The sequence below is a fragment of the Nonomuraea sp. NPDC003727 genome (assembly GCF_053586935.1).
The window spans coordinates 313,243-339,202 of record NZ_JBSFNE010000001.1 but is presented as its reverse complement, the minus strand read 5'-3'; the positions used below and the strand labels follow the sequence as shown (position 1 = coordinate 339,202).

Annotated in this window: 22 protein-coding genes; 9 read left to right on the top strand and 13 right to left on the bottom strand. The window is 69.8% G+C overall.

Annotated features, from left to right (window positions below; all coding sequences use genetic code 11):
* Positions 1–55: 55 nt before the first annotated feature.
* From ACWDLG_RS01745 to ACWDLG_RS01735, 3 genes are all read right to left on the bottom strand, one after another.
* Positions 56–1,516 carry a multicopper oxidase family protein gene (locus ACWDLG_RS01745; RefSeq protein WP_449914854.1) on the bottom strand — a complete coding sequence of 487 codons (1,461 nt, stop codon included), beginning with the start codon at positions 1,514–1,516 and terminating at the stop codon, positions 56–58.
* Entirely contained in the window at positions 1,513–1,860 is a 348-nt protein-coding gene (locus tag ACWDLG_RS01740) for a hypothetical protein (protein ID WP_354907540.1), read from the bottom strand. Before ACWDLG_RS01740 ends, ACWDLG_RS01745 begins: the two co-directional genes overlap by 4 nt.
* Before the next feature lie 352 nt (positions 1,861–2,212).
* On the bottom strand, positions 2,213–3,199 hold the full coding sequence (locus ACWDLG_RS01735; RefSeq protein WP_449914851.1) for an alpha/beta hydrolase: 987 nt from the start codon (positions 3,197–3,199) through the stop codon (positions 2,213–2,215).
* A gap of 75 nt (positions 3,200–3,274) precedes the next feature.
* Here ACWDLG_RS01735 and ACWDLG_RS01730 point away from each other — a divergent pair, with 75 nt between their 5' ends.
* A complete protein-coding gene (locus ACWDLG_RS01730) occupies positions 3,275–3,841 on the top strand; it encodes a TetR/AcrR family transcriptional regulator (protein WP_449914849.1) in 567 nt (188 codons plus the stop codon).
* 90 nt (positions 3,842–3,931) lie between these two features.
* Here the strand turns inward: ACWDLG_RS01730 and ACWDLG_RS01725 are convergent, their stop codons facing one another.
* Positions 3,932–4,492, bottom strand: coding sequence for a hypothetical protein (locus ACWDLG_RS01725; protein ID WP_449914847.1), 561 nt, complete (start codon positions 4,490–4,492; stop codon positions 3,932–3,934).
* A gap of 113 nt (positions 4,493–4,605) precedes the next feature.
* Here ACWDLG_RS01725 and ACWDLG_RS01720 point away from each other — a divergent pair, with 113 nt between their 5' ends.
* The gene (locus ACWDLG_RS01720; protein ID WP_449914845.1) at positions 4,606–7,245 is read left to right on the top strand and encodes an ATP-binding protein; all 2,640 of its coding nucleotides are present in this window, start codon (positions 4,606–4,608) and stop codon (positions 7,243–7,245) included.
* Here ACWDLG_RS01720 and ACWDLG_RS01715 read toward each other — a convergent pair.
* Together ACWDLG_RS01715 and ACWDLG_RS01710 are read right to left on the bottom strand one after the other, a co-directional pair.
* Positions 7,232–8,398 (bottom strand): MFS transporter, encoded by a 1,167-nt coding sequence (locus ACWDLG_RS01715; RefSeq protein WP_449914842.1) that lies wholly within the window; start codon positions 8,396–8,398, stop codon positions 7,232–7,234. The two genes, ACWDLG_RS01720 and ACWDLG_RS01715, sit on opposite strands and share 14 nt — an antisense overlap.
* Positions 8,399–8,400: 2 nt before the next feature.
* Positions 8,401–9,675 carry an FAD-dependent oxidoreductase gene (locus ACWDLG_RS01710; RefSeq protein WP_449914839.1) on the bottom strand — a complete coding sequence of 425 codons (1,275 nt, stop codon included), beginning with the start codon at positions 9,673–9,675 and terminating at the stop codon, positions 8,401–8,403.
* 193 nt (positions 9,676–9,868) lie between these two features.
* On the opposite strand from ACWDLG_RS01710, the gene ACWDLG_RS01705 reads away from it, so the two are divergent.
* Both ACWDLG_RS01705 and ACWDLG_RS01700 read left to right on the top strand, forming a co-directional pair.
* A complete protein-coding gene (locus tag ACWDLG_RS01705) occupies positions 9,869–10,225 on the top strand; it encodes a BlaI/MecI/CopY family transcriptional regulator (protein WP_449914837.1) in 357 nt (118 codons plus the stop codon).
* Positions 10,222–11,163 carry a M56 family metallopeptidase gene (locus ACWDLG_RS01700; protein WP_449914835.1) on the top strand — a complete coding sequence of 314 codons (942 nt, stop codon included), beginning with the start codon at positions 10,222–10,224 and terminating at the stop codon, positions 11,161–11,163. Before ACWDLG_RS01705 ends, ACWDLG_RS01700 begins: the two co-directional genes overlap by 4 nt.
* Before the next feature lie 48 nt (positions 11,164–11,211).
* Here ACWDLG_RS01700 and ACWDLG_RS01695 read toward each other — a convergent pair whose 3' ends face one another.
* From ACWDLG_RS01695 to ACWDLG_RS01680, 4 genes are all read right to left on the bottom strand, one after another.
* Positions 11,212–11,835 (bottom strand): vitamin K epoxide reductase family protein, encoded by a 624-nt coding sequence (locus ACWDLG_RS01695; RefSeq protein WP_449914834.1) that lies wholly within the window; start codon positions 11,833–11,835, stop codon positions 11,212–11,214.
* Positions 11,816–12,496 carry a DsbA family protein gene (locus tag ACWDLG_RS01690; protein ID WP_449914831.1) on the bottom strand — a complete coding sequence of 227 codons (681 nt, stop codon included), beginning with the start codon at positions 12,494–12,496 and terminating at the stop codon, positions 11,816–11,818. Before ACWDLG_RS01690 ends, ACWDLG_RS01695 begins: the two co-directional genes overlap by 20 nt.
* Positions 12,497–12,763: 267 nt before the next feature.
* Entirely contained in the window at positions 12,764–14,011 is a 1,248-nt protein-coding gene (locus ACWDLG_RS01685; RefSeq protein WP_449914829.1) for an MFS transporter, read from the bottom strand.
* The gene (locus tag ACWDLG_RS01680; protein ID WP_449914827.1) at positions 14,008–15,075 is read right to left on the bottom strand and encodes a PLP-dependent cysteine synthase family protein; all 1,068 of its coding nucleotides are present in this window, start codon (positions 15,073–15,075) and stop codon (positions 14,008–14,010) included. Before ACWDLG_RS01680 ends, ACWDLG_RS01685 begins: the two co-directional genes overlap by 4 nt.
* A gap of 717 nt (positions 15,076–15,792) precedes the next feature.
* Here ACWDLG_RS01680 and ACWDLG_RS01675 point away from each other — a divergent pair.
* The gene (locus tag ACWDLG_RS01675) at positions 15,793–17,082 is read left to right on the top strand and encodes an aminotransferase class V-fold PLP-dependent enzyme (RefSeq protein WP_449914825.1); all 1,290 of its coding nucleotides are present in this window, start codon (positions 15,793–15,795) and stop codon (positions 17,080–17,082) included.
* 11 nt (positions 17,083–17,093) lie between these two features.
* Here ACWDLG_RS01675 and ACWDLG_RS01670 read toward each other — a convergent pair whose 3' ends face one another.
* The 3 genes from ACWDLG_RS01670 to ACWDLG_RS01660 all read right to left on the bottom strand — a co-directional run bounded on the left by ACWDLG_RS01670 (position 17,094) and on the right by ACWDLG_RS01660 (position 19,906).
* Positions 17,094–17,924: a MerR family transcriptional regulator gene (locus tag ACWDLG_RS01670; protein WP_449914823.1), complete on the bottom strand. Its 831-nt coding sequence runs from the start codon at positions 17,922–17,924 to the stop codon at positions 17,094–17,096.
* A gap of 32 nt (positions 17,925–17,956) precedes the next feature.
* Positions 17,957–19,381 (bottom strand): serine hydrolase domain-containing protein, encoded by a 1,425-nt coding sequence (locus ACWDLG_RS01665; RefSeq protein ID WP_449914820.1) that lies wholly within the window; start codon positions 19,379–19,381, stop codon positions 17,957–17,959.
* Positions 19,382–19,477: 96 nt separating this feature from the next.
* Positions 19,478–19,906, bottom strand: a complete 429-nt coding sequence (locus ACWDLG_RS01660; RefSeq protein WP_449914817.1) for a hypothetical protein — start codon at positions 19,904–19,906, stop codon at positions 19,478–19,480.
* Between the two features lie 261 nt (positions 19,907–20,167).
* On the opposite strand from ACWDLG_RS01660, the gene ACWDLG_RS01655 reads away from it, so the two are divergent.
* From ACWDLG_RS01655 to ACWDLG_RS01640, 4 genes are all read left to right on the top strand, one after another.
* Positions 20,168–21,310 carry a serine hydrolase domain-containing protein gene (locus tag ACWDLG_RS01655; RefSeq protein ID WP_449914816.1) on the top strand — a complete coding sequence of 381 codons (1,143 nt, stop codon included), beginning with the start codon at positions 20,168–20,170 and terminating at the stop codon, positions 21,308–21,310.
* Between the two features lie 596 nt (positions 21,311–21,906).
* On the top strand, positions 21,907–24,669 hold the full coding sequence (locus tag ACWDLG_RS01650) for a DNRLRE domain-containing protein (RefSeq protein ID WP_449914813.1): 2,763 nt from the start codon (positions 21,907–21,909) through the stop codon (positions 24,667–24,669).
* Between the two features lie 566 nt (positions 24,670–25,235).
* Positions 25,236–25,412 carry a hypothetical protein gene (locus ACWDLG_RS01645; RefSeq protein ID WP_449914811.1) on the top strand — a complete coding sequence of 59 codons (177 nt, stop codon included), beginning with the start codon at positions 25,236–25,238 and terminating at the stop codon, positions 25,410–25,412.
* Between the two features lie 147 nt (positions 25,413–25,559).
* Positions 25,560–25,892 carry a YnfA family protein gene (locus ACWDLG_RS01640; RefSeq protein WP_449914810.1) on the top strand — a complete coding sequence of 111 codons (333 nt, stop codon included), beginning with the start codon at positions 25,560–25,562 and terminating at the stop codon, positions 25,890–25,892.
* Positions 25,893–25,960 lie beyond the last annotated feature (68 nt).

Here is a 25,960-nt window from a genome sequence, read left to right as displayed (position 1 = left end):
CCTGTCCTTCCTGGTCACGACGGTCATGGTGTAGCGGGCGGCGGCCCGCCGGGCATCAGACCACCTCGAACGTGCTCATCATGGCCATGTCCTCGTGCTCGAGGTTGTGGCAGTGCATGACGTACCGGCCCCGGTAGCCGGTGAAGCGGGTGATGATCTCCACGGTCTGCGCCTCCCGCAGCTCGACGGTGTCCTTCCATTCCGGTGGCCCGCTCGGGCGCTCGCCGCCGGCCGACAGCACCTGGAACGGCGACAGGTGCAGGTGCACCGGGTGGGCGACGTCGCTGGTCAGCCGCCAGATCTCCACCTGGCCGAGCTTCGGCCTGGCATCGACGCGGCGGGCGTCGAAGGGCTTGCCGTTGATCAGCCAGCCGGTGTGGCCGTGCATGTCGCCGCTGGTGAACTCGAAGTCGCGGGTCACCGTTGCCTTGGCCGGGTCGAGCGGTTCGACCCGTGACAGCGTCGTCGGGATGGCCGAGTCGTCGCGGGCGTTCCGCTCGACGGTGAAGCGCATCACCCGGGCCTGGGCCCCCTCGTCGGCGAGGTTGCGCAGTTCGACCTGGTCGCCCACCCGGTAGGCGGCGAAGTCGACGATCACGTCCGCGCGCTCGCCCGGCGCGAGCCGTACCCGGTCGACGGGCCGTGGCGCGGACAGCAGGCCGCCGTCGCTGCCGATGCGCACCAGGCTGCCGCCGGGCGAGAGGGCCAGCTCGTAGGTGCGGGCGTTGGAGCCGTTGAGCAGCCGCAGCCGGTAGCGGGCGCGGTCCACCCCGAGCTGTGGCCAGGGCGCGCCGTTGACCAGGACGACATCGCCGAGCACGCCGCCCATGAACGCCTCCCGGGCTCCGGGCCCGTCGGGCCGGGCCGGGTAGGGCATGGTGCCGTCGGCGGCGAAGGACCGGTCGCAGATCAGTAGCGGGACGTCCCGCTCGCCCGACGGCAGCGGCAGCGCCTCTTCCTGGTCGTCGCCGACCAGGAAGAACCCGGCCAAGCCGCGCCAGACCTGCGGCCCGGTGTGGTCCATGCGGTGGTCGTGGTACCAGAGCGTGGCCGCGCGCTGCTCCAGCGGGAAGACGTGGTCGCGGTGGGTGCCCGGCTGGACCAGGTCGGTGGGGTAGCCGTCGGACTCCGGCGGGGTGTGGCCCCCGTGCAGGTGCGTGACGGTCGGCGCGCCCAGGCGGTTGGTGACGCGCACCACGGTCCTGCGGCCGCTGCGCGCCCGGATGGTCGGTCCGGGGAACTGCCCGTCGTACCCCCAGATCGGGGTGCGCAGGCCGGGCAGGATCTCCACCTCGGCCTGCTGCTGCACGAGCTCGTAGTAGTCGGTGCTCGCGTCGGTCCGGTACGGCTTGGCGACCGCGGGCAGCGGCAGCGGCACCGTGTACGGCCTGGGCAGCGGCGCGCCGCTCGTCAGAAGCCTCGGCAGCGGGGTCCGGCCGAGCAGCGAGCAGCCCGGCACGCTCAGCGCCGCGCCCACGCCGAGCAGCCGCAGCGCCTGCCGTCTGGTCATCGTCATGCCGAGGCCGTCCCCGTGCGGCGGACGGACCAGGTCTGGCTCAGCCGGAACATGCTCACGCCGAACATCAGCACGCCGAGCGGCACATGCAGGGTCTTCATGTGCGCCATGCCCAGCGCCATCTGTGCCAGGGTCGCCGCGAGCATGCCGACGGCCGGAACGATGTCGCTCGACCGCCGCGTCACCAGTGCGGCGACCAGATGGAGCAGCACGGTGACCGCCACGACGACGGCCGTGGCGCCGTGCGCCGTCCGGCCGCCGGGCGAGGCCAGCAGCAGCCCGGCGGTGACCGCCTGGAGGAGCAGGGCGACGGTCTGCGCGGTGAGCGCGATACGCAGGAACATGATTCTCCTCAGCGGGTGGCGAGTCGGGCACCGACGCCAGCAATCGTCGTCCGGTCAGTGCCGGGGGGCGTCCCCCGAGGGAAGGCATCTGCCGCTACCGCCCCGGGATCAACGCCCGACTCGAACTACTACGCCGGGATTAGCCCCGCCGCACGGGCGACCGGACGAGCCGGAATCACGCCCTCGCGAGATCGCCCGGTTCGTGGCGCCCTGGCCTCGGTCGGCGCCCGTGTCCCCGGTTCGCGCCCGTGTCCCCGGTTCGCGGCGGTGGAGCGACGGTGGAGCGGCGGGGGAGCGGCGGTGGAGCGGCGGGGGAGCGGCGGTGATGTGGAACGCGGCAGGCCGGGACCCGTCACCCCGCGAGGTGGCCCCGGAGGAACTCGAGGATCTCCGCCCGCGCGGCCTTCGCCTGCGGCACCGCGCCCGGCATGCTGAGGAACGCGTGCGTCGCGCCGGGGTATTCGGTGAGCCGCGCGGGCGTTCCGGCCGCTCGCAGCCGTTCGGCGTAACGGCGGCCGTGGTCGGCCAGCGGGTCCAGGGTCGGCACGACCACGAGTGCCGGGGCCAGCCCGCCCAGGTCGTCGGCGTACAGCGGCGACATCGCGCGAGGATCGGTTCCCGGCGGAACGGCGAAGCGGTGCAACAGCCGCATCTGCGGCAGGGTGAGGGTCGGGCTGTCGGCGTACTGGGTGACCGAGGCGTGGTCGAACATCGTCGAGGTCAGGTCGACAGCGGGGTTGACCAGCGCCTGCGCCCGCAGCGGCAGCCCGGACTCCCTGGCCCGGAGCGCGGCCAGCGCGCTGATCAACGAGCCGGTGCTCTCCCCGAAGACGGCGGTCCGCGCCGGGTCGATTCCCCACTGGGCGGCGTGCCGCACCACGTGCCGGAGCGCGTCCCAGCCGTCGTCGACGGCCGCCGACAGCGGAGTGTCCGGGTCCAGGAGGCGGTGCTCGACCGAGACGACGACCGCGGGCAGCCGAGTCGCGAGGCGGCTGTTCACCCAGTCGCTCTGCACCGCCGTACCCACGAACCCGCCGCCGTGCACGTGGAGCACGAGCGGCAGGTCGCCGCGCCCGTCGCGGCGTCCGGGCGACGGCCGGTACACCCGGACCGGGAGCCGGCGGTCGGCCAGCGCCAGTTCCTCCCACTGGATCGTGGCGCCGCGGTCGGGAAGCCCGGTGATCACCCGTGCCAGACGGGATGCCCGCTTGCGGTTCTCAGCGTCGCGGTAGGCGACGAGCTCCTCGGTCGTCATCGCCGGCCAGTCCGGCTGCTTCCCCAGGGCGTGCAGCAGCCGGATGCCCAGCGGCGGTCGCTCCGTACCGGTGACCTCGCTCATGTGTCCTCCTCGGCCCACAGTTTCGCTACTACAAGTATCGATACCGATAGTAGCGCAATGGGTTATCGTGTGGGCATGACCCGAGCGACCACATCCGCCAGACCACCCGGTCGCCCGCGCTCCGGCGTCAACGCCGTGGTCTTCGCCGCGACGCTGAGCACGGTCCACGAGCTCGGCTACGCGCGTGCCACCGTCGACCGCATCGCCGCCGCGGCCGGCGTCGCCAAGACGACGATCTACCGTCGCTGGCCCTCGAAGGGCGCGCTGATCGTGGACTGCCTCCTCGACGCGTTCGGCCCGGTGCCGCTGGAGGGCGCCGGCCGAGCCGAGCTCATGGCCTCGGCCATCCGCTGGATCGCGGCGAAGATCGGCGAGCCCGGGGTGGGCGACGCGTTCGCGGGCGTGTTCAGCGACGCCGTCAGCGATCCGGCCCTGCGCGAGGTCCTGTCCGCGCGGTTGCAGGACCCCTACCGGCTCGCGCTCCAGGAGGCGCTCGGCGAGCCGGAGAACCGGGTCCTGTTCTTCATCGACGTCGTCGTCGGAACGTTGCTCCACCGGCTGGGCATGACCGGCGAGCCGATGGCCGACGCCGACGTCGCCGCGCTGGCCGAGATGGTCCTGTCGCACTTCGCCGACGGCTGACCGCCGCCAACACCTGGGTGTGAGCGGTCGAACAGGCAGGTCCCGCAGAACATGACCGTGCCAGGGGAGGCGCTTGGTCGGCTTCCTGCCTCACGCGAGGGTGAGGGCATCGGTTCCCCCGGCGATGAGGATGTCGTAGCGGTCCTCGCTCTCCTCGAACCCGGTGTCGGTGAACATGTAGGCGGGCTGGGCTGTGGCGAAGTGCCGCTCGCCGATGGTCAGGCGGGTCGAGCCGCCGGCCACGGCCAGCCGTACCGGAACACCGGCGGGACGCCGGATGGTGAGGTCGGCCGCGCCGCCGGCGACGCGGACGGGCACCCGGCCGTGCGGCTGGGGCAGGTCGAGGCGCACGTGCTCGACCCCGCCCTGCAGGTCGATCCCGGCCAGCCGGAGCTCGCGCAGGTCGGCGTCCACCCGCGAGGTCCGGCCCTGTACTTCCACCGCCCACGGACCGGCGGCGTTGAGCACGATCTGGCCGCCATGCCGCCGGTCACCGATGTGGAAGCTGCGCGGGAAGTCGACCACGACCCCGTCGGTGACCGGCCGAACCTCCGGCAGCACACCGTCGAAGCTGAGCTTGTACGGCTCGGCCATGGCCGGGTCCACCTGGAGTGTGAGGTCGGCGGCGCCCGGGACGAACGCGATCTTCATGGTTGCTCTCCTGTCGTGTTGTCGCTGGTCACGACCGTACGGAGCAGCAAGATCAGGGTAATCAGTCATATAGCGGTCGCTATGACTTAAGTCGGTCTAAGTAGCATCTTGGGATGCTCTACGGCAGGACCCGCGAACAAGAGGCACTCGACCGGCTGCTGCGCGACGCCGCCGACGGCGTCAGCGGCGTCCTGGTCCTCGGCGGTGACCCGGGTGTCGGCAAATCCGCGCTGCTCGACCACGCCGTGGAGCGAGCCGGGGCCGAGTTCACCGTGTTGCGCGGCGGAGGCGTGGAGTCGGAGGCGGAGCTGCCGTACGCGGGGCTGCATCTGCTGCTGATGCCCGTGCTGGAGCAGCTGGAGGCGCTGCCGGAGGTGCAGGCGACGGCGTTGCGCGGCGCGCTGGGCATGACCGCGGCGCGGGCCGGTGACCGGTTCCTGGTCGGGGTCGCGGTGCTGAGCCTGCTGGCGGCGGTGTCGGCCGAGCGGCCCCTGCTGTGCGTGGTGGACGACACACAGTGGCTGGACCGGGCCTCGGCCGACGCCTTGCTGTTCGCCGCGCGCCGGCTGCGCAGCGAGCGGGTGGCCCTGCTGCTCGCCGCGCGCGAGGAGTTCCACGCCCCCGGTCTGCCCGAGCTGCGGGTGTCCCCGCTGGACGCGTCGGCGTCGGCCGAGCTGGTGGACGCGATCGCCCCGGGCCTGGCCGTGGACGTGCGCGAGCGCGTGCTGGCGGAGGCGGGCGGCAACCCGCTGGGGCTCATCGAACTGCCCCGCAGCGTCCCCGGCGGCGGCGATCTGGGCGAGCTGCCGCTCACGCGGCGGCTGCTGGACGCCTTCGGGCAACGCCTCACCGCGCTGAGCGAACCGGCCGGGACATTGCTGCTGGTGGCCGCGGCCGAAGACACGGGCGACCCGGCGCTGATCCTGCGCGCCGCGGCCCGCCTGGGCGCCGATGAGCGGGCGCTGGAGGAGTGCGAACGCTCCGGGCTCGTCGAGGTGGCCGGAGCGCGGGTGCGCTTCCGCCATCCGCTGGTCCGGTCGGCGGTCTATCAGGCGGCGGGCTTCGCCAGGCGCGGGGCGGTCCACCGGGCGCTGGCGGAGGTCAGCGAGCCCGAGCGGCGGATCTGGCACCTGGCCGCGGCGGTGACCGAACCGGATGAACGGCTGGCCGCCGAGCTGGAGCGGTCAGCCGAGACGTTCCTGCGGCGCAGCGGGCACGCGGCCGCGGCGGCGTGGGAGCGGGCCGCGCTCCTCACCCCCGAGGCCGATGCCAGGGCCGTACGGCTGGCCAAAGCCGCCGAGGCGGCCATCTCGGCCGGGCGGCTGCGCCGGGCCGCCCAGCTCACCGACCAGGCGGCGCGCCTGACCGGCGACGAGCTCGTCCTGGCCCACCTGGCCAACCTCAGGGCCGACGTCGACTTCGAGCACGGCGCCGTCGAGGCCGCGAGCCTCACCCTGCTGGAGGCGGCCAGGCCGCTGGCCGCCGCGCATCCCGGCCGGGCCACCTCGCTGCTGATCCAGGTCGTGCGCAACGCCTGGTACGCCCATGACGTCAAGCTCGCGCGCCGGGCCACCGACCTGCTGATGTCCCTCGGCAGCGGCACCGACCCCGCGCGTCCGGCGTCGGCCATGGCCACGGGGATCACGGCGCTGCTCGAGGACGATCCGGCGCGGGCCCTGCCGCTGCTGCGCGAGGTGGTGGAAGGGGCCAGGCACGTCGATCACGGCGAGCACGGCCTGCGCAACAACGCCCTGTCGGTCGCCCTGCTCGTCGGCGACCACGCCACGGCCCTGAGCATGGCTCGCGCGCTGGCCACCGAATGCGCCGCGCTCGGCATGGTGGCCTGGCTGCCGCACACCCACCTGGCGCTGGCCGGCGTCGAGCTCCTGCGCGGCCGTCATCTGGACGCGGCCGCCGACGCCGACCACGCCGAGCAGGTGGCGGCACAGACCGGCCAGACGCATCTGGAGGCGCAGGCGTGCGGGGTGCGGGCCTGGCTCGCCGCGGTCCGCGGCGTCGAGGAGGACTGCCGGCCGCTCGCCGAGCGGGCGGCGGCGATGCCTTCGGGCCAGGTGTGGGCGCAGTGGGCGCTGGGCCTGCTGGAGCTGGTCCGAGGCCGTTACGAGCAAGCGGCCGACCACCTGGCGCGCGCTGCCCGCCAGCAGCCCGCCGCCGTACCCGACCTGGTCGAGGTCCTGGTCAGGCTGCAGGAGCCGGAGCGTGCCCGCGCGGCCCACGACCGGTTCGCCCGCTGGACGGCCGCCGCCGGCCAGCCATGGGCGCAGGGCCTGCTGGCCCGCTGCCGGGCACTGCTGGACGGCGACGAGCAGGACTTCGCCACGGCGATCGACCTGCACCGGGCCGCCGACCGCCCCTTCGACGCCGCGCGCACGCGGCTGCTACTCGGTGAGCGGTTGCGGCGCGAGCGGCGCAAGCAGGAGGCCCGTACGGTCCTGCGGGAGGCGGTGCACACATTCGAACGGCTGGGTGCCCTTCCCTGGCTGGAGCGGGCCTCGTCGGAGCTGCGCGCCACCGGTGAGTCCCTGACCAGGAGCGCCGACGCCGCCTTGCTGTCGCGGCTCACGCCACAGGAGCTCCAGGTGGTACGGCTGGCCGCGACGGGAGCCAGCAACAAGGAGATCGCCGCCCAGCTGTTCCTCAGCCCCCGGACCGTCGGGCACCACCTGTACAAGGCGTATCCGAAGCTGGGCGTCACCACCCGGACCGAGCTGGCCGGCCTCATCCTGTCGTGACGCGCAGCGGGAGCTCCACGATCAGCGCGGCGACCACGACGGCCGCCACCGCGACGACCGTCAGCGCGGTGAAGGCGGTCTGGATGGAGCCCATCTCGTACAGCGCCCCGGTCATCGTCACCCCGGCCACGCCGCCGAGCTGGCGCAGGAAGGGACCGGCGCCGCCGGCCACCCCGGCGTCCGCGGCCGGCACGCTGTTCTGCGCGACGAGAGTGACCAGCTGCATGAGCATGCCGGCCCCGAGACCCTGCACGGCCATCACGGCCCAGCCGGCACCGGTCAGCGCCATGCCTGCCGTACCGGCCGCGGTCAGAGCTGTGCCCGCCACCAGGACCGGCTTGTAGCGACCGGTGGCGGCGATCACCCGTCCGGACAGGAAGGATGCGACGACCGCCCCGACCAGCAACGGCAGCAGCAGGACGCCGCTGGCGGCCGCGGAGACGCCACCGGCCTGCAGATGGAGGGGGAGATAGGTGACCGAGGAGAGCATCACCGCTCCCTGGAGCGGGGCGAGGATCGCGGCGAGGGCGAAGTTCCGCACGGCCAGCAGGCGTGGCGGCAACACCGCCAGGTAGTCGGCCAGGCGCCGGGCCCGGCCCTGCCGTGCCGGTGGCGGGAGCCGTACCAGGAGGGCCAGCGTCACGAAGGCGACGGCGCCCAGCGGAAGGTTGACCAGGTAGGCCCAGCGCCAGGACAGCGCGTCGGTGAGCAGCCCGCCCGCCAGCGGGCCGCCGATCATGGCCGCGGCCGTCACCGCGGTGACATACCCCTGGTAGCGGGCCCGTTCGCGGGGCGGGAGCAGTGCGGCGATCACGGTGACGACGCCGACCATCAGCCCGCCCGCTCCGACGCCCTGGACCGCTCTGGCGGCCACCAGCTGGGTCATGTCCTGCGCCGCCGCGCAGGCCGCCGACCCGATCTCGAACAGGACCAGCGCGGTCAGCAGCACCCGCTTGTGCCCCAGCAGGTCCGCCGCTCTGCCCCACAGCGGCAGAGTGAGCGTGGAGGCCGCCGCGTAGCCGGCGACCACCAGTTCGACCTGCTCCCGCCCGCCGAGCTCGGCGACCAGGGCGGGGGCGATGACACCGGTGAGCGTGGTGTCGAGCGTGGCCAGCAGCAGCAGGATCAGCAGGGCCATGAAGACGATCCGCATGGCTACTTCATCATCGAGGCGGACATCTGCTTCTTCAGCGGCGGCACCGCGTTGAAGAAGCGGAACATGCTCTTGGTGAGGAAGCGCTGCACCGGGTTGGCGCTGACGCCCATCTTCAGGTTCCGCATGGCCAGCGCGACCGCCTTGAAGGCGTAGTCGATCATCTCGACCTCGTAGGCGTGCACCGCCTCCGGCAGCGTCCGCCGTCCCTTGACGTGGTCGACCAGGTTCGCGCACAGCAGCCTGGCGTCGAGGATCGCGGTGTTGGCGCCGACGCCCGCGGTGGGCGGCATGTTGTGGATCGCGTCGCCGATCAGCGTGACGTTGGTCGTCTGCCACGGCTTGACCGGGGTGGAGCTCTTCAGCGGGAAGATCGAGATGCTGCCGAGGTCGCTGCGGGCGATCAGCTTGTGCAGCCGCGGGCTCCAGCCCTGCAGCGCCTGGAAGGCGACCTGCTGCAGTTCGGCGCCGTCCATGCGCTCCAGCTCGGCCCGGTCGCCCAGCTTGTCCCAGGTGGTGACGATGTTCCACATGATGTAGTCGGCGCTGTTGTCCAGCAGGAGGCCCTCGCCGGGGGTCTCGGCCACCGAGCCGCGGGTGCGGAACTCGTGCGCGGCCAGGAAGACCGCCTTGCCCTGCGGCCCGAACAGGAACCCCGAACCGGCGAACAGCTGCCTCGGCAGCAGCTTGCGGGTCTCGTCGTCCAGCGGGACCTTGGCCGAGACCGACAGCGCGCCGGTGTCGACACGCTCGGCGTGCGGCAGCAGCTGATGGCGGACCCGCGAGTTGACCCCCTCCGCGCCCACCAGCAGGTCGCCGTCGGCGTGGGTGCCGTCGTCGAAGTAGGCGCGCACCCTGCCGTCCGGGCGCGGCTCGTACCGCGTGAACGTCTTGCCGTACTGGACGACTCCTTCCAGACCGCTCAGCAGCACCTCCCGCAGCGAGATGCGGCTGACGGACTTGAAGCTGTCGATGTAGTGCTCGGGCGCGTCAGGGTCCCCGATGGCCAGCAGCTCGGAGAAATCGGAGTCGTAGAAGCCCAGCGTGGTGTTGGGCTTGCCCGACGTCGCCACGAACCGGTCGTACAGCTCCTTCGGCAGGCACTCGTGCAACGCGGCGGACCCCTTGGGGGAGATGTGGATCCGGTAGCCCTGCAGCCGGTCGTCCTTGGCCCGGTCACGCTCGTAGACCGCCACCGAGATGCCGGCCCTGCGCAGCCCCTGGGCGAGCGTGAGCCCGCCGATGCCGCCACCGACGATCAGAACATGGAACGACATGGTGCCCTCCGAAACAGGTAAGGGTCGATCAGGAATCGATGCCTGAACGGTACGAATCCATCCGCTGCCGAGGCATCAGGCATCCGACTTAGGTGGCCGACCCATCCTGCTGTTCGCCGCGGTCGCGTGGCGGGCTGCGAGCTGTAGCCTTCGACTGTCAGGAGAACGAACGCGGCAACGGGAGGCATCGCGGATGCACCTGGGCAGTCTCGAGCGGGCGATCATGGAGTCCCTCTGGCAGCGGCCCGACGGTATGTTCGCTCAGGACCTCGCGGCCGGGCTTCCCTCGCAGCCGGCCATCACCACCGTGTTGACGGTGCTCGTCAGGCTTTCGCGCAAAGGCATGGTTTCGAGAGAACGCGTGGGACGGGCCCACCTGTACAAGGCCGCCGTGGAGAAGGACGCCGTCGTCGCGGAGGCCATGCGCGCCGCGCTCGACGAGGCGACCGACATCGAGGCGGCGGTTCAGCGCTTCGTCGGAACGGTGAGTCCCGAGGTGGCGGCGGCTCTGCGCGAGGCGCTCGGCGCCCGGGAGGGAACGTCGTCATGACGGTCTGGCTGATCGCCGCCGGTGCCGCGTTGCTTCCCGTGGTCGTGGGAGGCCGTACGGCCCGGCGGCTCGCCTCGGCTGCCTGGGCTTACCGCCATCCGCGCGCCGCCCTGGTGCTCTGGCAGGCCGTCGGGCTGGCCGGAGGCCTGGGCGCGGTGGGCGTCGGCCTGGTCGCGGCGGTGTGGCCCCTCGAGGCCGTCTTCCCACACGGCATGCACACGCTCGCGGGTCAGATCGCCGCCGGAGACGGGCTCGACGGGCTCGGACCCGTGCAGGTGGTGGCGCTGGCCTGGTCGGCGGGGCTGTCCATCTGGCTGCTGGCCCACACGATCAGGGTCACCGCCAGGACGGTGCTCGACCAACGGCGTCAGCGGTTCCTGGTCGACGTCGTCGCGGACCATCTGCCGATGCACGACGTGTACGTTCTGCCCAGCGAGCGGCGAGTGGCCTACTGCGTGCCCGGCCGGCACGGGCGCGTCGTTCTCAGCCGCGGGACCTTGGAACTGCTGGGTTCCCAGGAGCTGGACGCGGTTCTCGCGCACGAGCGCGCCCATGCTCGGGGCCGCCACGACCTGGTTCTGCTTCCCTTTCTCGCGCTGAGGCACGCCTTTCCCCGGCTGCCGCTGGTGGCGAGGGCGGAGCAGGCCGTCGCCGTCCTGCTCGAGATGATCGCCGACGACCACGCACGTCACGTTCACGGCGAGCTGCCCCTGGCCCGCGCGCTGGTGCAGATGGCGACGCCGGCGGGCGGCCAGGGGGCTGCCACGTTCGCTCTCGCCGACGCCGGGCTCACCGAACGACTGGAACGCCTGCTCGATCACCGGCCGGAGTCGAGCTGGGTGCCGGCGGCCGCCTATTCGGCGGCCAGCCTGCTGCTGAGCGGGCCGGTCGCCGTTCTCGTCGCTCCGCTGCTGTGCATCGCCGTCTGGAAGGTATGACGACCCGCACGAACGCGGCCGTGAGTCGAGAGAGCCGCGGCAGGGACATCAGATGAGGGTGCTCCAGTAGGACCAGAACCTGATGCCGATCATGGTGATGACGGCGATGAACCAGACGGTCAGCACGGTGGTGTGGTAACCGGCCAGCGCTCTGGCCGCCTTGTGCCCGCGGAGGTTGTGGAGGGTGACGTACCAGAAGAGCGGGATCGTCACCGCCCAGACGACCATGCAGTAGGGACAGAGCGCGCCGATCACATAGAGGCTCTGGTAGACGAGCCAGTGGACGAACACCGCCCCGAAGGTGACCCCGGCCTGCAGCCCGAGCCAGAACCAGCGCCGGAACCGCGCGCCGGCGAGGAGGGCCGCGCCGGCGGTGGTCACACAGGCGAAGGCGGCGACGCCGAGGAGGGGATTGGGAAAGCCGAACGCCTCGGCCTGCGGCGTGTTCATGACGGAGCCGCAGGACAGGACCGGGTTGATGCTGCAGCTGGGCACGTAGGCGGGATTCCTCAGCAGCGCGATCTTCTCGACGGCCAGGACGAAGGCCGCGACGAGACCGAGCGCGCCGCCTACCAGCAGAAGTCGCGGCAGCAGCAGGGGATACGGACCGTCGTGCTTCGCAGGGGTGCGGGCGGCCGGGGCGGCCGCGGTGTCAGCCGGCGAGCGCCGCATCGATGGCCGCCTTGAACTCGTCGGACGAGCGGGGTTCGATCTTCTTGCCGTTCAGGAAGAACGTCGGGGTGCCCTGCACGCCCAGCGCCTCGCCGTCCTTCGCGTCCTTCCTCACCCGTTCCAGAGTGGCGGGATCGTCGTACGCCTTGTCCCACGCGGCCAGATCCAGTCCGAGGTCCTTGGCGAAGCCACGGAAGACGACATCCGCCGGGACCCGCTTTTCCGCCCACTGCTTCTGGGTCTCGTACATCCGCTGGTACATCGCCTCGAACTTGCCCTGCCTGGCGGCGGCCTCGACCGCGCGGGCCGCCCGCTCGGCGTTGAAGTGGCTGCTGATCGGGAAGTACCTCGCGACGAAGGTCACCTTCCCCGCGTACTGCTTGCGCAGTTCTTCGACGACGGGGAAGTACGCGCCGCAGCCCTCGCACTCGAAGTCGAGGAACTCCACCAAGGTGACCTTGCCGTCCGCGGCCGTCTGCAGGCGGTGGCTGTCGGCGCGGACGAGCTGGGACTCGCCGGCCGCGACGGCGTTCGTCCGGTCCGAACCGAGGCGGTTGACGGCGAACATGGCGGCGACCACCACCAGGAAGACACCGACGACGGAGAGCGACACGGCGAGGTTCTTCGTGCGCGCCTCCTTGCGCCGGTCCTCGGCTCGCATCGCTTCGACCTTCGCCCTGCGGGCTTCCACTCGATCTTCAGAGTCCGGCATGCCGCTCCCTCCGCCATCGGTGCCCGACCTCGGCTCGGACCTGATGGCGCCGAACGCGTCCCAGGCACGCCGTCTCCAGGGCATGCCGAAGTGACCCAGCCTTGTGCTGCAGGGGCAGTCGAGCTCGCTCAGTGTTACTTCTACCTAATGTAGAAGATGGCGGGACTCGTTGGGTCCACCGTTCCCTGTGAGGCTGGAGCGGCGACGCTCCCGACGTCAGGTCGCGGTCGCCGCCGTTCGTCCGGCGGCCAGCCGGTCGCGGTTCGCCAGGCGCCTGACGGCGGCCGCCGAGGCGAGGCCGACGACGGTCAGCGCCGTCCACGGCAGGCTCGCCCAGACGGTGGACGCCGTCACGTCGACCATGGCCCCGAACAGCAGATAGCCGGCCAGGATGCCCGCACCGGACAGCAGGTTGTACAGCCCGTAGTAGGTGCCGACCAGGTGGTCACCCGCCATGTCGGCGATCGTGGCCATCTCGAAGGGGTAGGCGACCAACGTGCCCGCCGTGAGCACCAGCGTGCAGGCGATGGCGGGCAGGACGGCCCAGGGCCACGGCAGCGACAGGTGCGCGGTCATGGCCATCGGGACGAACGACACGCTCATGAGGACGAGCCCTGTGCTCATCGCCCGTCCTCGGGTCCAGCGGCGGGAACACCAGGCGGTCAGCCGTACCTGGCCGGCGATCCCGAGCAGGGCCGACAGCGCGTACAGCACCGCCACCGAGCCATCGCCACCACCGGTGCGCTGCACCTCCAGGGGCAGGCCCAGGTAGATCTGGAACGACAGGCCGTAGGAGGCGATCATCGCCGCGGCGAACGCCAGGAACGCCCGGTCGCCGAACGCCTGTCGCCACTCACGAGAGACCGGGGGCCTGGCCGGCGAGGCCGTGTCCCGCCGTTCCGGGAGGTAGATCCCCTGCAGGACCGTCAGCACCGCGAAGATCGCCGCCGCGGACAGGCACACCACGGTGAAGCCACCCTTCAGCAGAACGATGCCGAGGAGCGGGCCGAGCAGGATGCCGCCCTGGTAGAAGACATTGAACACGGCGAACGCCGCCACCTTGCGGTCACCCGCCTCCCGGGCCAGGTAGGCCCGGGCCGCCGGGTTGAACAGCGCGCCCGCCAAGCCCGTCACGGCGGCGGCCACAAGCAGCACCGGCAGCGCCGTCGACAGGCCGAACAGCGCGAACCCGAGCGTGCGCAGCGCGCAGCCGGCCATGATGACGCGCTTGCAGCCGAGCCGGTCGGCCAGCGTGCCGCCGATCAGGAACAGCCCCTGCTGGCTCAGGTTCCGCAGGCCCAGGACCAGCCCGATCGTCCAGGCGGCCAGCCCCACGCCGGTCGCCAGATGCTGGGCCAGATACGGCATGAGCATGTAGAAGCCGAGGTTGATGCCGGCCTGGTTGACCTGCACCAGCTTGATCGGCGTCTCGAAGGAGCGGAACTGCCGCAGCGTCTCGATCACCGTGCGCCTCCGCTGGAGGACGGCAGCGGGTCGGTCACGCCGGCGCATCGCGTCCAGCGGTGGACTTCGCGCTCCGACGGCGCCCCGATCACATCGGGCTCGTCCGCGGGGACGACGTCGAGCAGCCCGTTGGCGTGGCAGTAGCTGTCGTCGAAGATGGTGTCCCAGTAGCGCCACGGACCGTCGGGAAAGATCGCGACGATGGTCTGGCCTGCGGAGGTGCCGGCCAGCCAGCGGGCCACCAGCGCGACCGCGCCGGTGCTCCAGCCCCCGGAGATGTAGTGCTGGACGGCGAGAGTACGGCAGGCCCACACCGCCTCGGGGGCGCTGACCCAGTGCACCTCGCTGAAGGAGTCGTAGGCGACGTTGCGCGGATGGATGCTGGAGCCGAGCCCGCGCATCAACCGCGGCCTGGCCGGCTGGCCGAAGATGGTGGAGCCCACGGTGTCGACTCCCACGAGCCTGAGGTCGGGGAAGTGGTGGCGCAGCACCTTGGAGATGCCGGCGCTGTGCCCGCCGGTGCCGACCGAGCACACCAGCACGTCGATGTGCGGGAGGCGGGCCAGCAGCTCATGCGCCAGCCCGGCGTAGGACTCGACATTGTCCGGGTTGTTGTACTGGTCGGGACAGTAGGCGCCGGGTGTGTCCCGCAGCAGGGAGCGCACCCGCGCGCGGCGGGCCTCCTGCCAGCCGCCCACGGGATGCGGCTCGGTGACGAGTTCCAGGCGCACGCCGTAGGAGGTCAACAGCCGCCGCATGAGCGGCTCCATGCCGGGATCGCCCACCAGCACGACGGGGTGGCCGAAGACGATTCCCGCCAGGGCCAGACCGAGGCCCAGGGTGCCGCTGGTCGACTCGATGATCGTGGCCCCTGGAGCGAGATCTCCCCTGGCGCGGGCCTGGCGCACCATGTGCAGCGCGGGCCGGTCCTTGATCCCGCCGGGATTGAAGCTCTCCAGCTTCGCCCAGAAGCCGCCACCGCCCGGTACGAAGGGTTCGGAAACGAAGGTGATCGGCGTGTTGCCGACCGCGACGGAAAGCGAGGAATAGGGACTCGACGGCATGGTGAGGAGTGGCGCGAAAGAAAGTGGAGACGGCATTTATCCCTCAGGTGATCGGCTTTTGTTCGGGCATGACGAAGCGACCGCCCTGCCCTGATCAGGAATGACGAAATGAGAAATCGTCGTCCTATGCGCGCATCACGCAGAGGTCGGCCAGGGCCGTCCTGGAGAACTGTGTCGTGCCTGAATTCGGCGCGTGGAGAACGCGGGCCGCCTGCGTCGGCGAAGGTGGCGCACCCGCCGGGCAGAAGGACGTCAAGGGGGCGGCCGGAACCGAGAGGTCCTGCTCCATGCCGTGATGGTGCCGCGCGGGGAGTTCGTCGTGGGCGCATGCCGTGACCTGCGATATCGCCGTCGCGGTCGGAGCACTCGCGTGCGAGTGACCGTGCACGTCATGCGCGGCCGCCTCCGACAACACCAGCGCGGCACATGCTCCGCCATGGGCGAAGACGACTCCGACGATCATGGCGAGGACGACCAACGCCTGCGCCATTATCCGGCTGGCGCTTGTGGCGGCGGGTCGGCCTGAGCGGGTTGATCGTGTCGCAGTCATCACTGTCGATGATGCCCGGGGTCGGGCAGGACGCGCCCTGCGAAGACAAACAGTTTCGCAAAACGTGAGCGCTTTGTGTCGCCCCGTCCGCGAATGAAAGGAATGCTGTCCTCGGAGGCTTCGGCCGCCCTGCGGTTGATTCTTGAGACATATACGGAGATGCTTTCATGACGCTGTCCAGACGACATGTGATCGCCGGATTGGGTGCGCTGCCGGTCTGCGGGACAGCGGCTTCCGCGCTGCCTGCCGTACCGGACGAGGTGACTCCCGAGGCGCTCGCCCGTGATGATCGATTCTGGGGCGCCGTCGCGCGGCAGTTCAGGGTGGACCCGGATTACGTCAACCTGGAGAACGGCTACTACGGGATCATGCCGGAGCCGGTACGGCGGGCCTACCACAGCAACGTCGACCACCTCAACGAGCACAACTCCCACCTGCTGCGCACCGAGTACAAGCCGCGCGCCGACCTGGTCCGCGACCGCATCGCCGCCCTGCTCGGCGCCTCCCGGGAGGAGATCGCGCTCACCAGGGGAGGCACCGAAGCGCTCCAGAACCTCGTCTCGGGGTACAACCGCCTGCGCCCCGGCGACACCGTCATGTACGCCGACCTGGACTACCACAGCGGGCAGTACGCGATGAACTGGCTGCGCGAGCGGCGCAGGGTGTCCCTGGCGAAGATCGTCATCCCCGAGCCCGCCACCCGGCAGGCGGTGCTCGACACCTACGAACGGGCCCTGCGCGACCACCCCGGCCTGAAGCTGCTCCTGCTCAGCCACATGAACAACCGCACCGGGCTCGTCACACCGGTGCGGGAGATCGTCACCATGGCCCGCCAGGCGGGCGTGGACGTCATCGTCGACGCCGCCCACTCCTGGGGACAGCTCGACTTCACCATCGCCGACCTCGACGCCGACTTCGCCGTGTTCTCCCTGCACAAGTGGATGAGCGCACCCCTCGGATCAGGCTTCCTCTACATCAGGAAGCATCGCCTGCCCGACATGGACCGCCTCTACGCCGACGAGACCTTCCCCGCGACCGACATCCGCTCCCGCGTCCACTCCGGCACCATGAACGTCGCGCCCATCCTCACCGTCGACGCCGCACTGGACTTTCATGAGTCCCTCGGCGCCGCGGTCAAGCAGGCCCGGCTCCGCCACCTGCGCGAGCGGTGGGTCAACCAGGTGAAAGACATCGCCAACCTGGAGATCCTCACCCCGGAGGAGCCGGAGATGTACGGCACCATCACTGCCTTCCGCATCTCCGGCCGCACCTCGCAGGCCGACAACGTGGCCATCACCGACACGCTGATGAAGACCCATCGCATCTTCACGGTCCAGCGCGGGGGAGTGACACGCGGCGACTGCGTGCGGGTCACCCCCGCACTGTTCACCTCGACGGACGACGTGGATCGCCTCGCGGCCGCCCTGCGGGACATCGCCTGGCGCATGCGGGTGTGATCAGCGGGCGCTCACACCTCGCTCGACCCGGCCTCGCAGGACCAGGAACGGACCCGGGACGAGGCGGCGATCCGACCTTCGCCCGGGTCGTCCTGGCCTCGTCCCGGCGAACCGGGCGAGGGCGAGCCCTCCATGAGCCGGGCGAGGCGGTCCCACGCCGGGGATGAGGCTCCGGGCTGGGACTGCGCGGCCAACCGCGCGATGGTCGCGTTGTGCACGGGGCGGGTCTCGGAGGGGCTGTGGTGCCCGGTGAACCAGTTCCGCGTACGGTCCGCGAGGCCGGGCAGGCGGGGATCGCTCGGCGACCAGTCGTAGGCGGCGTCATGTTCGAGGTAGATGGCGCGGAACTCGGGATCGCTCATGAGCTCGCGCTTTTCGGTGATCCACACGCAGGCGTCCTCGGGTGAGGCTGTCTGCATGAGGATCCAGCCGTCGCGTTCCAGGTGCACCTGGCGCTCGCTGACGCCGAGTTCGCGCAGATCGTCGAGGTAGTCGGCGACTTCGGGGGAGACGAAGAGCCGGTCGCCGCCGCTCAACTGGGCGAGCTGATCGCGGGTTCGCCGCAGCTGCGCGATGCGGTCTTGGAGATTGTGGTCGATCTCGGCGATGGCTGCCGTCAGCGTGTCCGGGTCGGCGTCGACAAGGTCTTTGACGCGGGCCAGCGGCACGCCCGCGTGCGCCAGCGTCCTGATCTTGACGAGCTTGACGGCGTGCTCGGCGGTGTAGCGCCGGTAGCCGGACGAGTCGCGGTCGGGCTCGGTGAGCAGACCGCGCTCGTGATAATGGCGGATGGCTTTGATGGTCACTCCGGCGTAGTCCGCGAGCTGGCCAATCGTGAGCATGCCGGACATCCTTCCACCCCGTCGGGGCGCGGTCAGGCCCGGCGGGTCAGGCGGCCGCCGCCGTTGCGGAAGCGCGCCTGGCCGTCGCGGACGTCGTGGTAGGAGACGAGCAGCAGCCGCAGGTATCCGTCGAACGCCTCCAGCGGGTAGCCGGCGGGTGCGAAGAGGCCCGGCCGGATCGGCACGTAGCGCTGCGGCGGGCCGGAGGTCATGCCGCCGGCGAACTCGGTGAAGATCCGCTCCTGCGACTCGTCCGCCGGCTCGTAGGTCGTGCGCTCCTCGAGCTGGCCGTCGACGATGCTGACGTCGATGCGGAGCTGGTCGGAGCGGTAGGTGCCCACGTAGGGGGTCAGGTCGACGTCCTCCCGCAGTTCGGTGACCAGCTTGGGGATCCGGACGCCGAGGTGCTCGCTCAGCAGCCATTGCAGGAGCTGGTCCTGCAGCATGATCGCGCCCGGGCTGTTGCCGTAGGCGGCGAAGACCAGGTCGTGCTCGGGCAGGACGCACAGGAGGGAGACACCGCCGGGCGAGGCGCCCGACATGGCCAGGACGGTCGTGTCGCCGAACGGGTACAGCACCCAGCCCAGGCCCATCGGCGGGGTGTTCGGGCTCTCCATGTCGTACGAGACCTGCTGCATCAGGGCGGTCGACCCGGCCGACAGGACGCGGGTGCCGGAGGGGGAGACGCCACCCGCGAGGTGGGTGCGTCCGAAGGCCAGCAGGTCGGCGATGGTGCCGATCGGCGTGCCGCCGGCCGGTCCCCAGGTGTCGGGCAGCGTGAACATGGTCGTGGGCTTGGCCGTCATGGTCTCGGGGTCCAGGAAGTGGCCGACCGCCGTGCCGCGCAGGATGGCCTGCTCGGCGGAGGTGCTGGAGTCCTTCATGCCGACCGGGGCGTAGACCTCGCGGGCGAGCAGGTCGTGGAAGGGCAGGCCGGTCACCACTTCCAGCAGGCGGCCCGCGACGATCATGCCGCCGTTGGAGTAGCTGAGCTGCTCACCGGGCTCGAACAGGGTGCCGCACCTGCTCGCGAGGCCCTCGACGTAGGCCTTCAGGGCGTCGCGGCCCTTGTCGTCGGGGAAGTACAGGTCCGCGTCGATGCCGTTGGTGTGGCCGATCAGGTGACGGACCAGGATCCTGTCCGCCGCGCCCGGCGCGGCCAGGGCGAAGTCGGGCAGGTACTTCACCACCGGCGTGTCGAGGTCCAGCAGTCCACGATCGACCTGCTGGAGGACCAGCGTGGTGGTCAGGACCTTGGTGACGGAGCCGAAGAGGAATCCGGTGTCGTCGAGCATCGGTGCGCCGGTGGCGACGTTCGCGGTGCCGTGGGCGACGACGATCTGCTCACCGGCGTGGTAGACGCCGGCGACGAACCCGGGGACGCCGTTGGACTCGCAGTAGGCGGCGGCCTGGTCGTGGATCTGGGCTTCAACGGTGTGCAGCGCGTTGTTGTTCATGCGGAGTATCGTCGAACCTTGACCCTGGGGCAAGGTCAAGCCGGAACACGAAAATCCGAAAGCGCCTGATGAGACACCTCGCGGGCGGCCGGCCCGTCAGCAGGCCGGCCCGCGCGCGCGTCGGCTGTCCACGCGCGCCTCGAACCTGTCGAGCTCCTTCTCCAGAGCCGGGCGCAGGATCGGCATGAGCACCCGCTTCAGGCCCGGCCTGCGGGTGGAGCCCGCGCGGGCCAGCAGGGTTCCGCCGCTGACCGGGACCGCGGCCAGGCCGAAGGTGACGGACCTGCTCTGCATCCAGCACCAGCCAGGCCGCAGCACGGCGTCGAAGCGCTCGCGGATCGGCAGCCAGCCGTACGCCATGGCCGGGAGCCGGTCGCCGTCGCCTGGAGCGACCCTGAACCTCCTGACGACGGGCTGGTAGCGGGGCAGCTCGTCCTCCAGGTCGGCGGCCACCGCCCACACCACCTCGAACGGCGCGGGGATCACCCGCTCCAGCAGCACACAGCCGGGTGTCGCCGCCGCCATCACGCGGAGCCACTGGTGCGGGGTGTGCTGGGCGTCGTGTGGCTGTTCACCGCCGACAGCTGGACGCCGTTCTACTGGCTGAACGCCTTCCTCTACACGCCGTCGCGAATGAGGGGGCGTCGAAGCTTGACGACGGTAGGGCTAGCCATACCCGACAATTCGGGTATGCGGGATCGATCGTGACGTATGTCCGCCGACATGCTGGGCAGCGTCACATGTCGTCATCCAGCAGGGAGTCCCTTGATGAGTCTTTTTCCCGCTATGTCACCAGCGTCCACCCGTCTGCTGGCCCTGGTCACCGTAGGAGCCGTAGCCGCCGGCACCCTCGGTCTGGGTACGGCTGCCGCCGGCGCCACCACGCGGACCAGTCCCGACGACGTCGTACAGACGAGCCTGAACAAGTTGGTCAGCACCGGCGACTTCCCCGGTGTCGTCGCCGCGGTGCGGGGACGCGACGGGCGGGTGCGTGACTACACCGCCGGGGTGGGGGACCTGGAGACGAAGGTCAAGGTGCCCGTCAACGGGATGGTACGCATCGGCAGCCACACCAAGACATTCACCGCCACAGTCGTCCTGCAACTGGCCGGTGAGGGCAAGATCGACCTGGATGCGCCCGTCGAGAAGTACCTGCCCGGCGTGGTCCGTGACAACGGCAACGACGGCCGCGAGATCACACCCCGCCAGCTGCTGCAGCACACCTCCGGCCTGCCGGAGTACACGGGGTTCCCGACGGTGACGGGCGCCCGGCACACCTATTTCGAGCCACGGGACCTGATCGACAAAGCCCTTGGGCAGAAGCCGCAGTTCGCCCCCGGCAAGACCTGGCAGTACAACAACACGGGATACGTCCTGCTCGGCCTGATCGTGCAGAAGGTCACGGGCCGGCCCATGGGAGAAGAGGTCACCAACCGGATCATCAAGCCGCTCGGCCTGCGGGACACCTACTGGCCCGGCGTCGGCGAGCAGACCATCCGCGGCGACCACCCGAACGGCTACCACGCCGACAAGAGCGGAGAGCTCGTGGAATACACCCGGATGGACCCCTCCTGGGGGTGGACGGCCGGCAACCTCATCAGCACCCCACGCGACATCACCCGTTTCCTGAACGCGCTGATGGGCGGCAAGCTCCTCAAGCCGGCCCAGCTGAAGGAGATGAAGCGAACGATCGAGGCCAAGGCGCTCCCGCCGGGTTGGGAGTACGGGCTCGGCGTGATGAAGATCAAGCTGAGTTGCGGCGGTCACGCGTGGGGCCACGGCGGCGACATCCCCGGTTACGAGACCCGCAACGGCATCACCGAGGACGGCCGGACAGCCACGCTCACCGTGACAGCACTCCCTACCTCGGACGCCGCCGCCCAGCGCGTCGACGACACCCTCGACGCCCTGCTCTGCGCCCAGAAGTAAGGCCCACACCGGTTTCTCCACGGGCTACCGGCTCGTTCGCATGACTCCTCCCGCGAACGAGCCGGCCGCTGGGCGACAACACTTCGGTCATTCGACACGACCTCCGGCATGCGGCTGTCCCCATGTGGCTTGACGCCGGCGTTCCGCTCCCTGGCCGCCAGTGGCCGGGCCGGTGCAGACCCTGTGGGTCTACACCAAATGCGTCCATGGCCAGGAAACGGCGGCGACGGGAACGCATCCGGGATGCGACTCGATGCCGATTCCCTGAGGGAACATATGGGGAACGATCAGCGGTAGAGAGCCGTAGACGCTGTAACCAACCGGATCGAACAAGGAAGGCCCGTCATCACGTTTCCGCTGGTAACGGGCAAGTCGGGCCGCCATGTGGCTCACGACACGAAAGTAGCGCGTCCGCGGAGAACAACCCGGCGTCCCTATCATCAACCTCACGCTGACACAACTCTTGATGACTTGTCGGCAGACAAAGTAACGTGACCGCGCCTACTTGATCATGTCGAGAGGACGGTTACGTGCAAAGCTTCTTATCGGGACGTCAAAGTCGGCGGTTACGAATTGCTACAGGATCCGCACTCATCGTGAGCGGGTTCATTGCGGTTCAGCCCCCAGTGGCGTCCGCAGAGCCTCCGAAAACCACCAATCTCGTCGATGAAAACCCCGATCATCCTGTGGAGATGCTCGGCGCCGCAACCGAAACAATGCGCGCCACGAAGCACCCCGATGGACGTATGACCATCGAGACATGGTCCCAACCCGTTCGGATCAAGCAGGCGACCGGCTCATGGGCGTGGGTCGACCCCACCCTTGTGAAGAGGAACGGCGTTCTCCAACCGAAGGTCGCGAAAGCTGGTCTCGAAATTTCTCCAGGGGGCACCGAGAAGCCCCTGGCCAAGTTCAGCCCGAACAAGAACCAGTCGATCAGCCTGAACTGGCCGAACGCTCTCCCCGCTCCTGAAATCACCGGCAACAGGGCCACGTACCGGGATGCTGCCGGCCCCGGCGCGGACCTCGTCCTCACAGCCCTCGCCACCGGCTATCGCCAGGAAGTCGTGCTCCGGGAGAGAATGTCGCACCCCGTGAAACTGGCCTTGCCGGTGCAGGCCAGTGGCCTGAGACTCGAATCGGAAAAGGACGGGCGCATTCAACTCGTCGATTCGTCACGGCACAAGGTCGCGGGCGCCTTCAAGGCCGGCATCACCACCAGACCTTCCGACGGCAAAAAGGCTGGAATCGCCGCCAGGAAGCCCGGCCGGGTCAAGACCACAGTGAACGACGGCCAAGGTCAGCAAGAACTCGTCATCACGCCCGACCAGGATTTCCTCGACGATCCCGCGACCGCGTACCCTGTCATCATCAGTTCGGCGTTCACGCTGTCCTTGGACGCCGACGTGGACGTGGCCGACGATGGTCAGCTTGCCGACCCCGCCCGTCCCTTCCTCACCGCCGGATCCATCTTCGGCATCCTCAACCGGACCTACCTCCGATTCAAAGCCACAGCCATCACCAGCCAAGACGTGGTGGACGCCAAGCTGTCGATGTTGAACACCGAGGCTCCGGGCTGCGGCGACATCGTGGGGGATGGCATCCAGGTTCGTCGGGTGACCAGCGCGTGGGACAAGGACAATCTCACCTGGGACAACACTCCCTCGTCCACCCTCGAAGGCGCCGTGACGGTGAGGAAGGCCTACTCGACTGAATGCGGTGAGGGTCGGCTGGAGTGGCCGATCACCGACATCGTCCGCAGCTGGGCCAACCACTCGCCCAACTACGGGCTAGAACTGCGCACGCCGGACGAGAGCAGTCCTGACGACAACTACCGTGGGTTCGCATCCTCCGAGTACGGCACAGCGGAGGCGACGCCCAAGCTCACGGTCACGTACCAGAGCTTCGGCGGTCCGACGATCGTGAACCCCGCCGGAAGCGACGGGGTCGAGGTCTTCACCGCCCCCGACCGGTGGCAACGAGATTCCCTGCCGATGGCTGAGGCGCAAGCTCATGCCCTGGACGTGGCTGACACCCGCGTGGCCGCTCATTCGTCAGCGCTGGCGACGCCTCTCGTCGACATGGTGACAGGAGCGGTGCACATACCGGCTGTGACTGCGGAAGGTCAGAGCATCGCCGCGGAGGCGGTTTCGGGAACGGCCTACCTCAGCAACGGTGATTCTGACTGGACTGTCTCCGGCGAGTTCGAGGGCAGCGCCGAATCCGATGCGGATGGCGACGGTGTCCCAGGCGTAACCGAAGGTTTCACCTTCAGCCCGAACGTCCAAATGGTGCCCCATAGTGCCGCCAAGCTGGGGTCCATCATGGCTGAAGTGCTCAATCTCGATGCCGAACTCCCCGGCGGAGACAAGATCCTGGCCGCCAGCCTCTGGCCGGAACGGAACCAGGTCATGCTGCAGGCCACGGAAGTGAGCCCGCAGCTGCGGCTGGCGTTGGCGCAACGCTACGGAGTCACCGCGGTCTCCATCTGGCTGCGGTCCGGCCTGGAGCGTCCGATCCCCCTGGTCCAGCATGCTGCGGCCGAGGACAAGTGCCCCCTGGACGCGCAAGGTAAGGAGCGTGAGTGCCGCCTGAAAGACGGGGTCGTCGGCGAGACGATCGGTGATCTCGACCTGTACATCAACGGTGGGAGCCGATACCTGACGTCAGCCGGTGGCTGCTCGACAGGGTTCGCCTGGGGCACGGCGTCCCAGAACTACTACATCACTGCCGGGCATTGCCTCCCGGACGGTACGGCCCCCGCCGGGGCGGCAAGGCTGACCGACAATTCCGGTACGCTCGGCGACCTGGCAGGGACCAACTATCGCAACAACGTAGGCACCATCCCCTACCCGGCGAACGCCGGCAAGTATGGGGACCTGGCGCGCATGAAGCTGACAACACGTGTGCACACCGCCTCCATTTTCTCCGGTGGTCCCACGTCCACGACCAAACGAGAGGTCGTCGGTAAATGGACCCGCAGCCCTCGCAAGGGCGACCGCTACTGCACCGGCGGCTACAAGAAGGGCGAACTGTGCGGCTGGGTCGTCCAGAACGCCAGGACGTCGGCCGAGTACCGGAGTTCCCCCACTGATCCGACGGTCGAGCGGGTCGAGAACGTCTTCGAGGGATCCAAGGACGGGGTATGCAGCCAGCAAGGCGACTCCGGCGGACCCGTCTACACCATCATCCAGCCCGGCTATCCGAGCGTAGGGGATGTGGTGGCCAAGGGCATCATCAGCGGCGGACGCGATCAGGCGAACAGTAATATCCTCTTGAGCTGCAAGAACTACTCCACGGATATATGGTATGCATATGCCGCATTCGGTGGCGATATCAAGAAGCGGAAACTCGACTAGACCGAGGTAGCCCCGTGACGAAATCCCGCTACGGCTTGCGAGGCATCGCGCTCGTTCCAGCAGCCCTTCTGTTGAGCGCATGCGGAGGCCAGGCGGATTGGCACAGCATCGACTCCGTCGCGGTTGCCCCCGACGGACGCACACTGACTGCCACGCTCACGTTCGGGGCCCCCGCGGAAGATGGCACATTCTGCGAGAAGATCACGGACACGGTCGTATCCGAGTCGGCAACGAAGGTGACCATAGGAATCAAGGTCAGTGACACCTGTGAGCCATTGTTTCCATGGCAGGAACGAATGAGCTCCAACCTCATGGCGTACTACTACAAGTATGACCTGCACCTGAAGCGGCCTCTTTCGGAGCGACCCGTGATAGACCGAGCAGACCAGCGGGAGATCGCCAGGCGATAACAGTAATGGTACGGCCGCGGGTGCGTTCGCGCATCCGCGGCCGTACCATACCGGAACGGCTGAGCGCCGTATTCGGATTGCGTATGACAGGCTCGAGAACGGTCAGAGAGTTTCGAAGGCTGAGGCCATGGCGGTTCGAGGCTGAAACCGGTACCGGTGCTGAGGCCATCGGCCAGTCGGGTCCAGCGGGCGGGGTTCGCGGGCAGCACCATCAGGCTCACCCCCGACCACGGCGACGTCCTCGGCCGGGTCGCCGCCCCGCCGGTGTATGGAACGCCGGAGCGCGGCGACTGGTGCGGAGGGCGCGTCCACCTGACGTTCACCCCCTGCTGATATTCATGGCCGTCAATATTCGGCTGTACACGCCCATCCCGCCCCCGACACCGGAGCCTCCCAGGCAGCGGTCCCCGCGGGCAGTGCCCGTCTCCGCCGGTGGCCCCGCCGCCGCGCGCCATGGCCCAGCCTGGTGCAATGACGGCCATGACGATCGCCCGTTCTCTCCTGTTGTTCGCCCTGGCTGCGCTGTTCGAGATCGGCGGCGCCTGGCTGATCTGGCAGGGCCTGCGCGAACAGCGCGGCCTGATCTGGATCGGCGCCGGCGTGATCGCCCTCGGGCTGTACGGGTTCGTCGCCACCTTCCAGCCCGACCCGAACTTCGGCCGCATCCTGGCCGCCTACGGCGGCGTGTTCGTCGTCGGCTCCCTGCTGTGGGGCATGATCGCCGACGGCTTCCGCCCCGACCGCTGGGACGTCATCGGCTCGCTGATCTGCCTGGCCGGTGTCCTGGTCATCATGTACGCGCCGCGCAGCTGATGCGCGGAGGCACCCGGAGGCGGTTCCTCGGCCCGAGGACCGCGGCAGCGGGCGGGTGAAGGTGGCGC

Excerpts from the sequence above, each read along its gene's own strand:
- ACWDLG_RS01745 (WP_449914854.1), bottom strand. The coding sequence starts at position 1,516 with ATGACGATGACCAGACGGCAGGCGCTGCGGCTGCTCGGCGTGGGCGCG.
- ACWDLG_RS01740 (WP_354907540.1), bottom strand. The coding sequence starts at position 1,860 with ATGTTCCTGCGTATCGCGCTCACCGCGCAGACCGTCGCCCTGCTCCTC.
- ACWDLG_RS01735 (WP_449914851.1), bottom strand. The coding sequence starts at position 3,199 with ATGAGCGAGGTCACCGGTACGGAGCGACCGCCGCTGGGCATCCGGCTG.
- ACWDLG_RS01730 (WP_449914849.1), top strand. The coding sequence starts at position 3,275 with ATGACCCGAGCGACCACATCCGCCAGACCACCCGGTCGCCCGCGCTCC.
- ACWDLG_RS01725 (WP_449914847.1), bottom strand. The coding sequence starts at position 4,492 with ATGAAGATCGCGTTCGTCCCGGGCGCCGCCGACCTCACACTCCAGGTG.
- ACWDLG_RS01720 (WP_449914845.1), top strand. The coding sequence starts at position 4,606 with ATGCTCTACGGCAGGACCCGCGAACAAGAGGCACTCGACCGGCTGCTG.
- ACWDLG_RS01715 (WP_449914842.1), bottom strand. The coding sequence starts at position 8,398 with ATGCGGATCGTCTTCATGGCCCTGCTGATCCTGCTGCTGCTGGCCACG.
- ACWDLG_RS01710 (WP_449914839.1), bottom strand. The coding sequence starts at position 9,675 with ATGTCGTTCCATGTTCTGATCGTCGGTGGCGGCATCGGCGGGCTCACG.
- ACWDLG_RS01705 (WP_449914837.1), top strand. The coding sequence starts at position 9,869 with ATGCACCTGGGCAGTCTCGAGCGGGCGATCATGGAGTCCCTCTGGCAG.
- ACWDLG_RS01700 (WP_449914835.1), top strand. The coding sequence starts at position 10,222 with ATGACGGTCTGGCTGATCGCCGCCGGTGCCGCGTTGCTTCCCGTGGTC.
- ACWDLG_RS01695 (WP_449914834.1), bottom strand. The coding sequence starts at position 11,835 with ATGCGGCGCTCGCCGGCTGACACCGCGGCCGCCCCGGCCGCCCGCACC.
- ACWDLG_RS01690 (WP_449914831.1), bottom strand. The coding sequence starts at position 12,496 with ATGCGAGCCGAGGACCGGCGCAAGGAGGCGCGCACGAAGAACCTCGCC.
- ACWDLG_RS01680 (WP_449914827.1), bottom strand. The coding sequence starts at position 15,075 with ATGCCGTCGAGTCCCTATTCCTCGCTTTCCGTCGCGGTCGGCAACACG.
- ACWDLG_RS01675 (WP_449914825.1), top strand. The coding sequence starts at position 15,793 with ATGACGCTGTCCAGACGACATGTGATCGCCGGATTGGGTGCGCTGCCG.
- ACWDLG_RS01670 (WP_449914823.1), bottom strand. The coding sequence starts at position 17,924 with ATGCTCACGATTGGCCAGCTCGCGGACTACGCCGGAGTGACCATCAAA.
- ACWDLG_RS01665 (WP_449914820.1), bottom strand. The coding sequence starts at position 19,381 with ATGAACAACAACGCGCTGCACACCGTTGAAGCCCAGATCCACGACCAG.
- ACWDLG_RS01660 (WP_449914817.1), bottom strand. The coding sequence starts at position 19,906 with ATGGCGGCGGCGACACCCGGCTGTGTGCTGCTGGAGCGGGTGATCCCC.
- ACWDLG_RS01655 (WP_449914816.1), top strand. The coding sequence starts at position 20,168 with ATGTCACCAGCGTCCACCCGTCTGCTGGCCCTGGTCACCGTAGGAGCC.
- ACWDLG_RS01640 (WP_449914810.1), top strand. The coding sequence starts at position 25,560 with ATGACGATCGCCCGTTCTCTCCTGTTGTTCGCCCTGGCTGCGCTGTTC.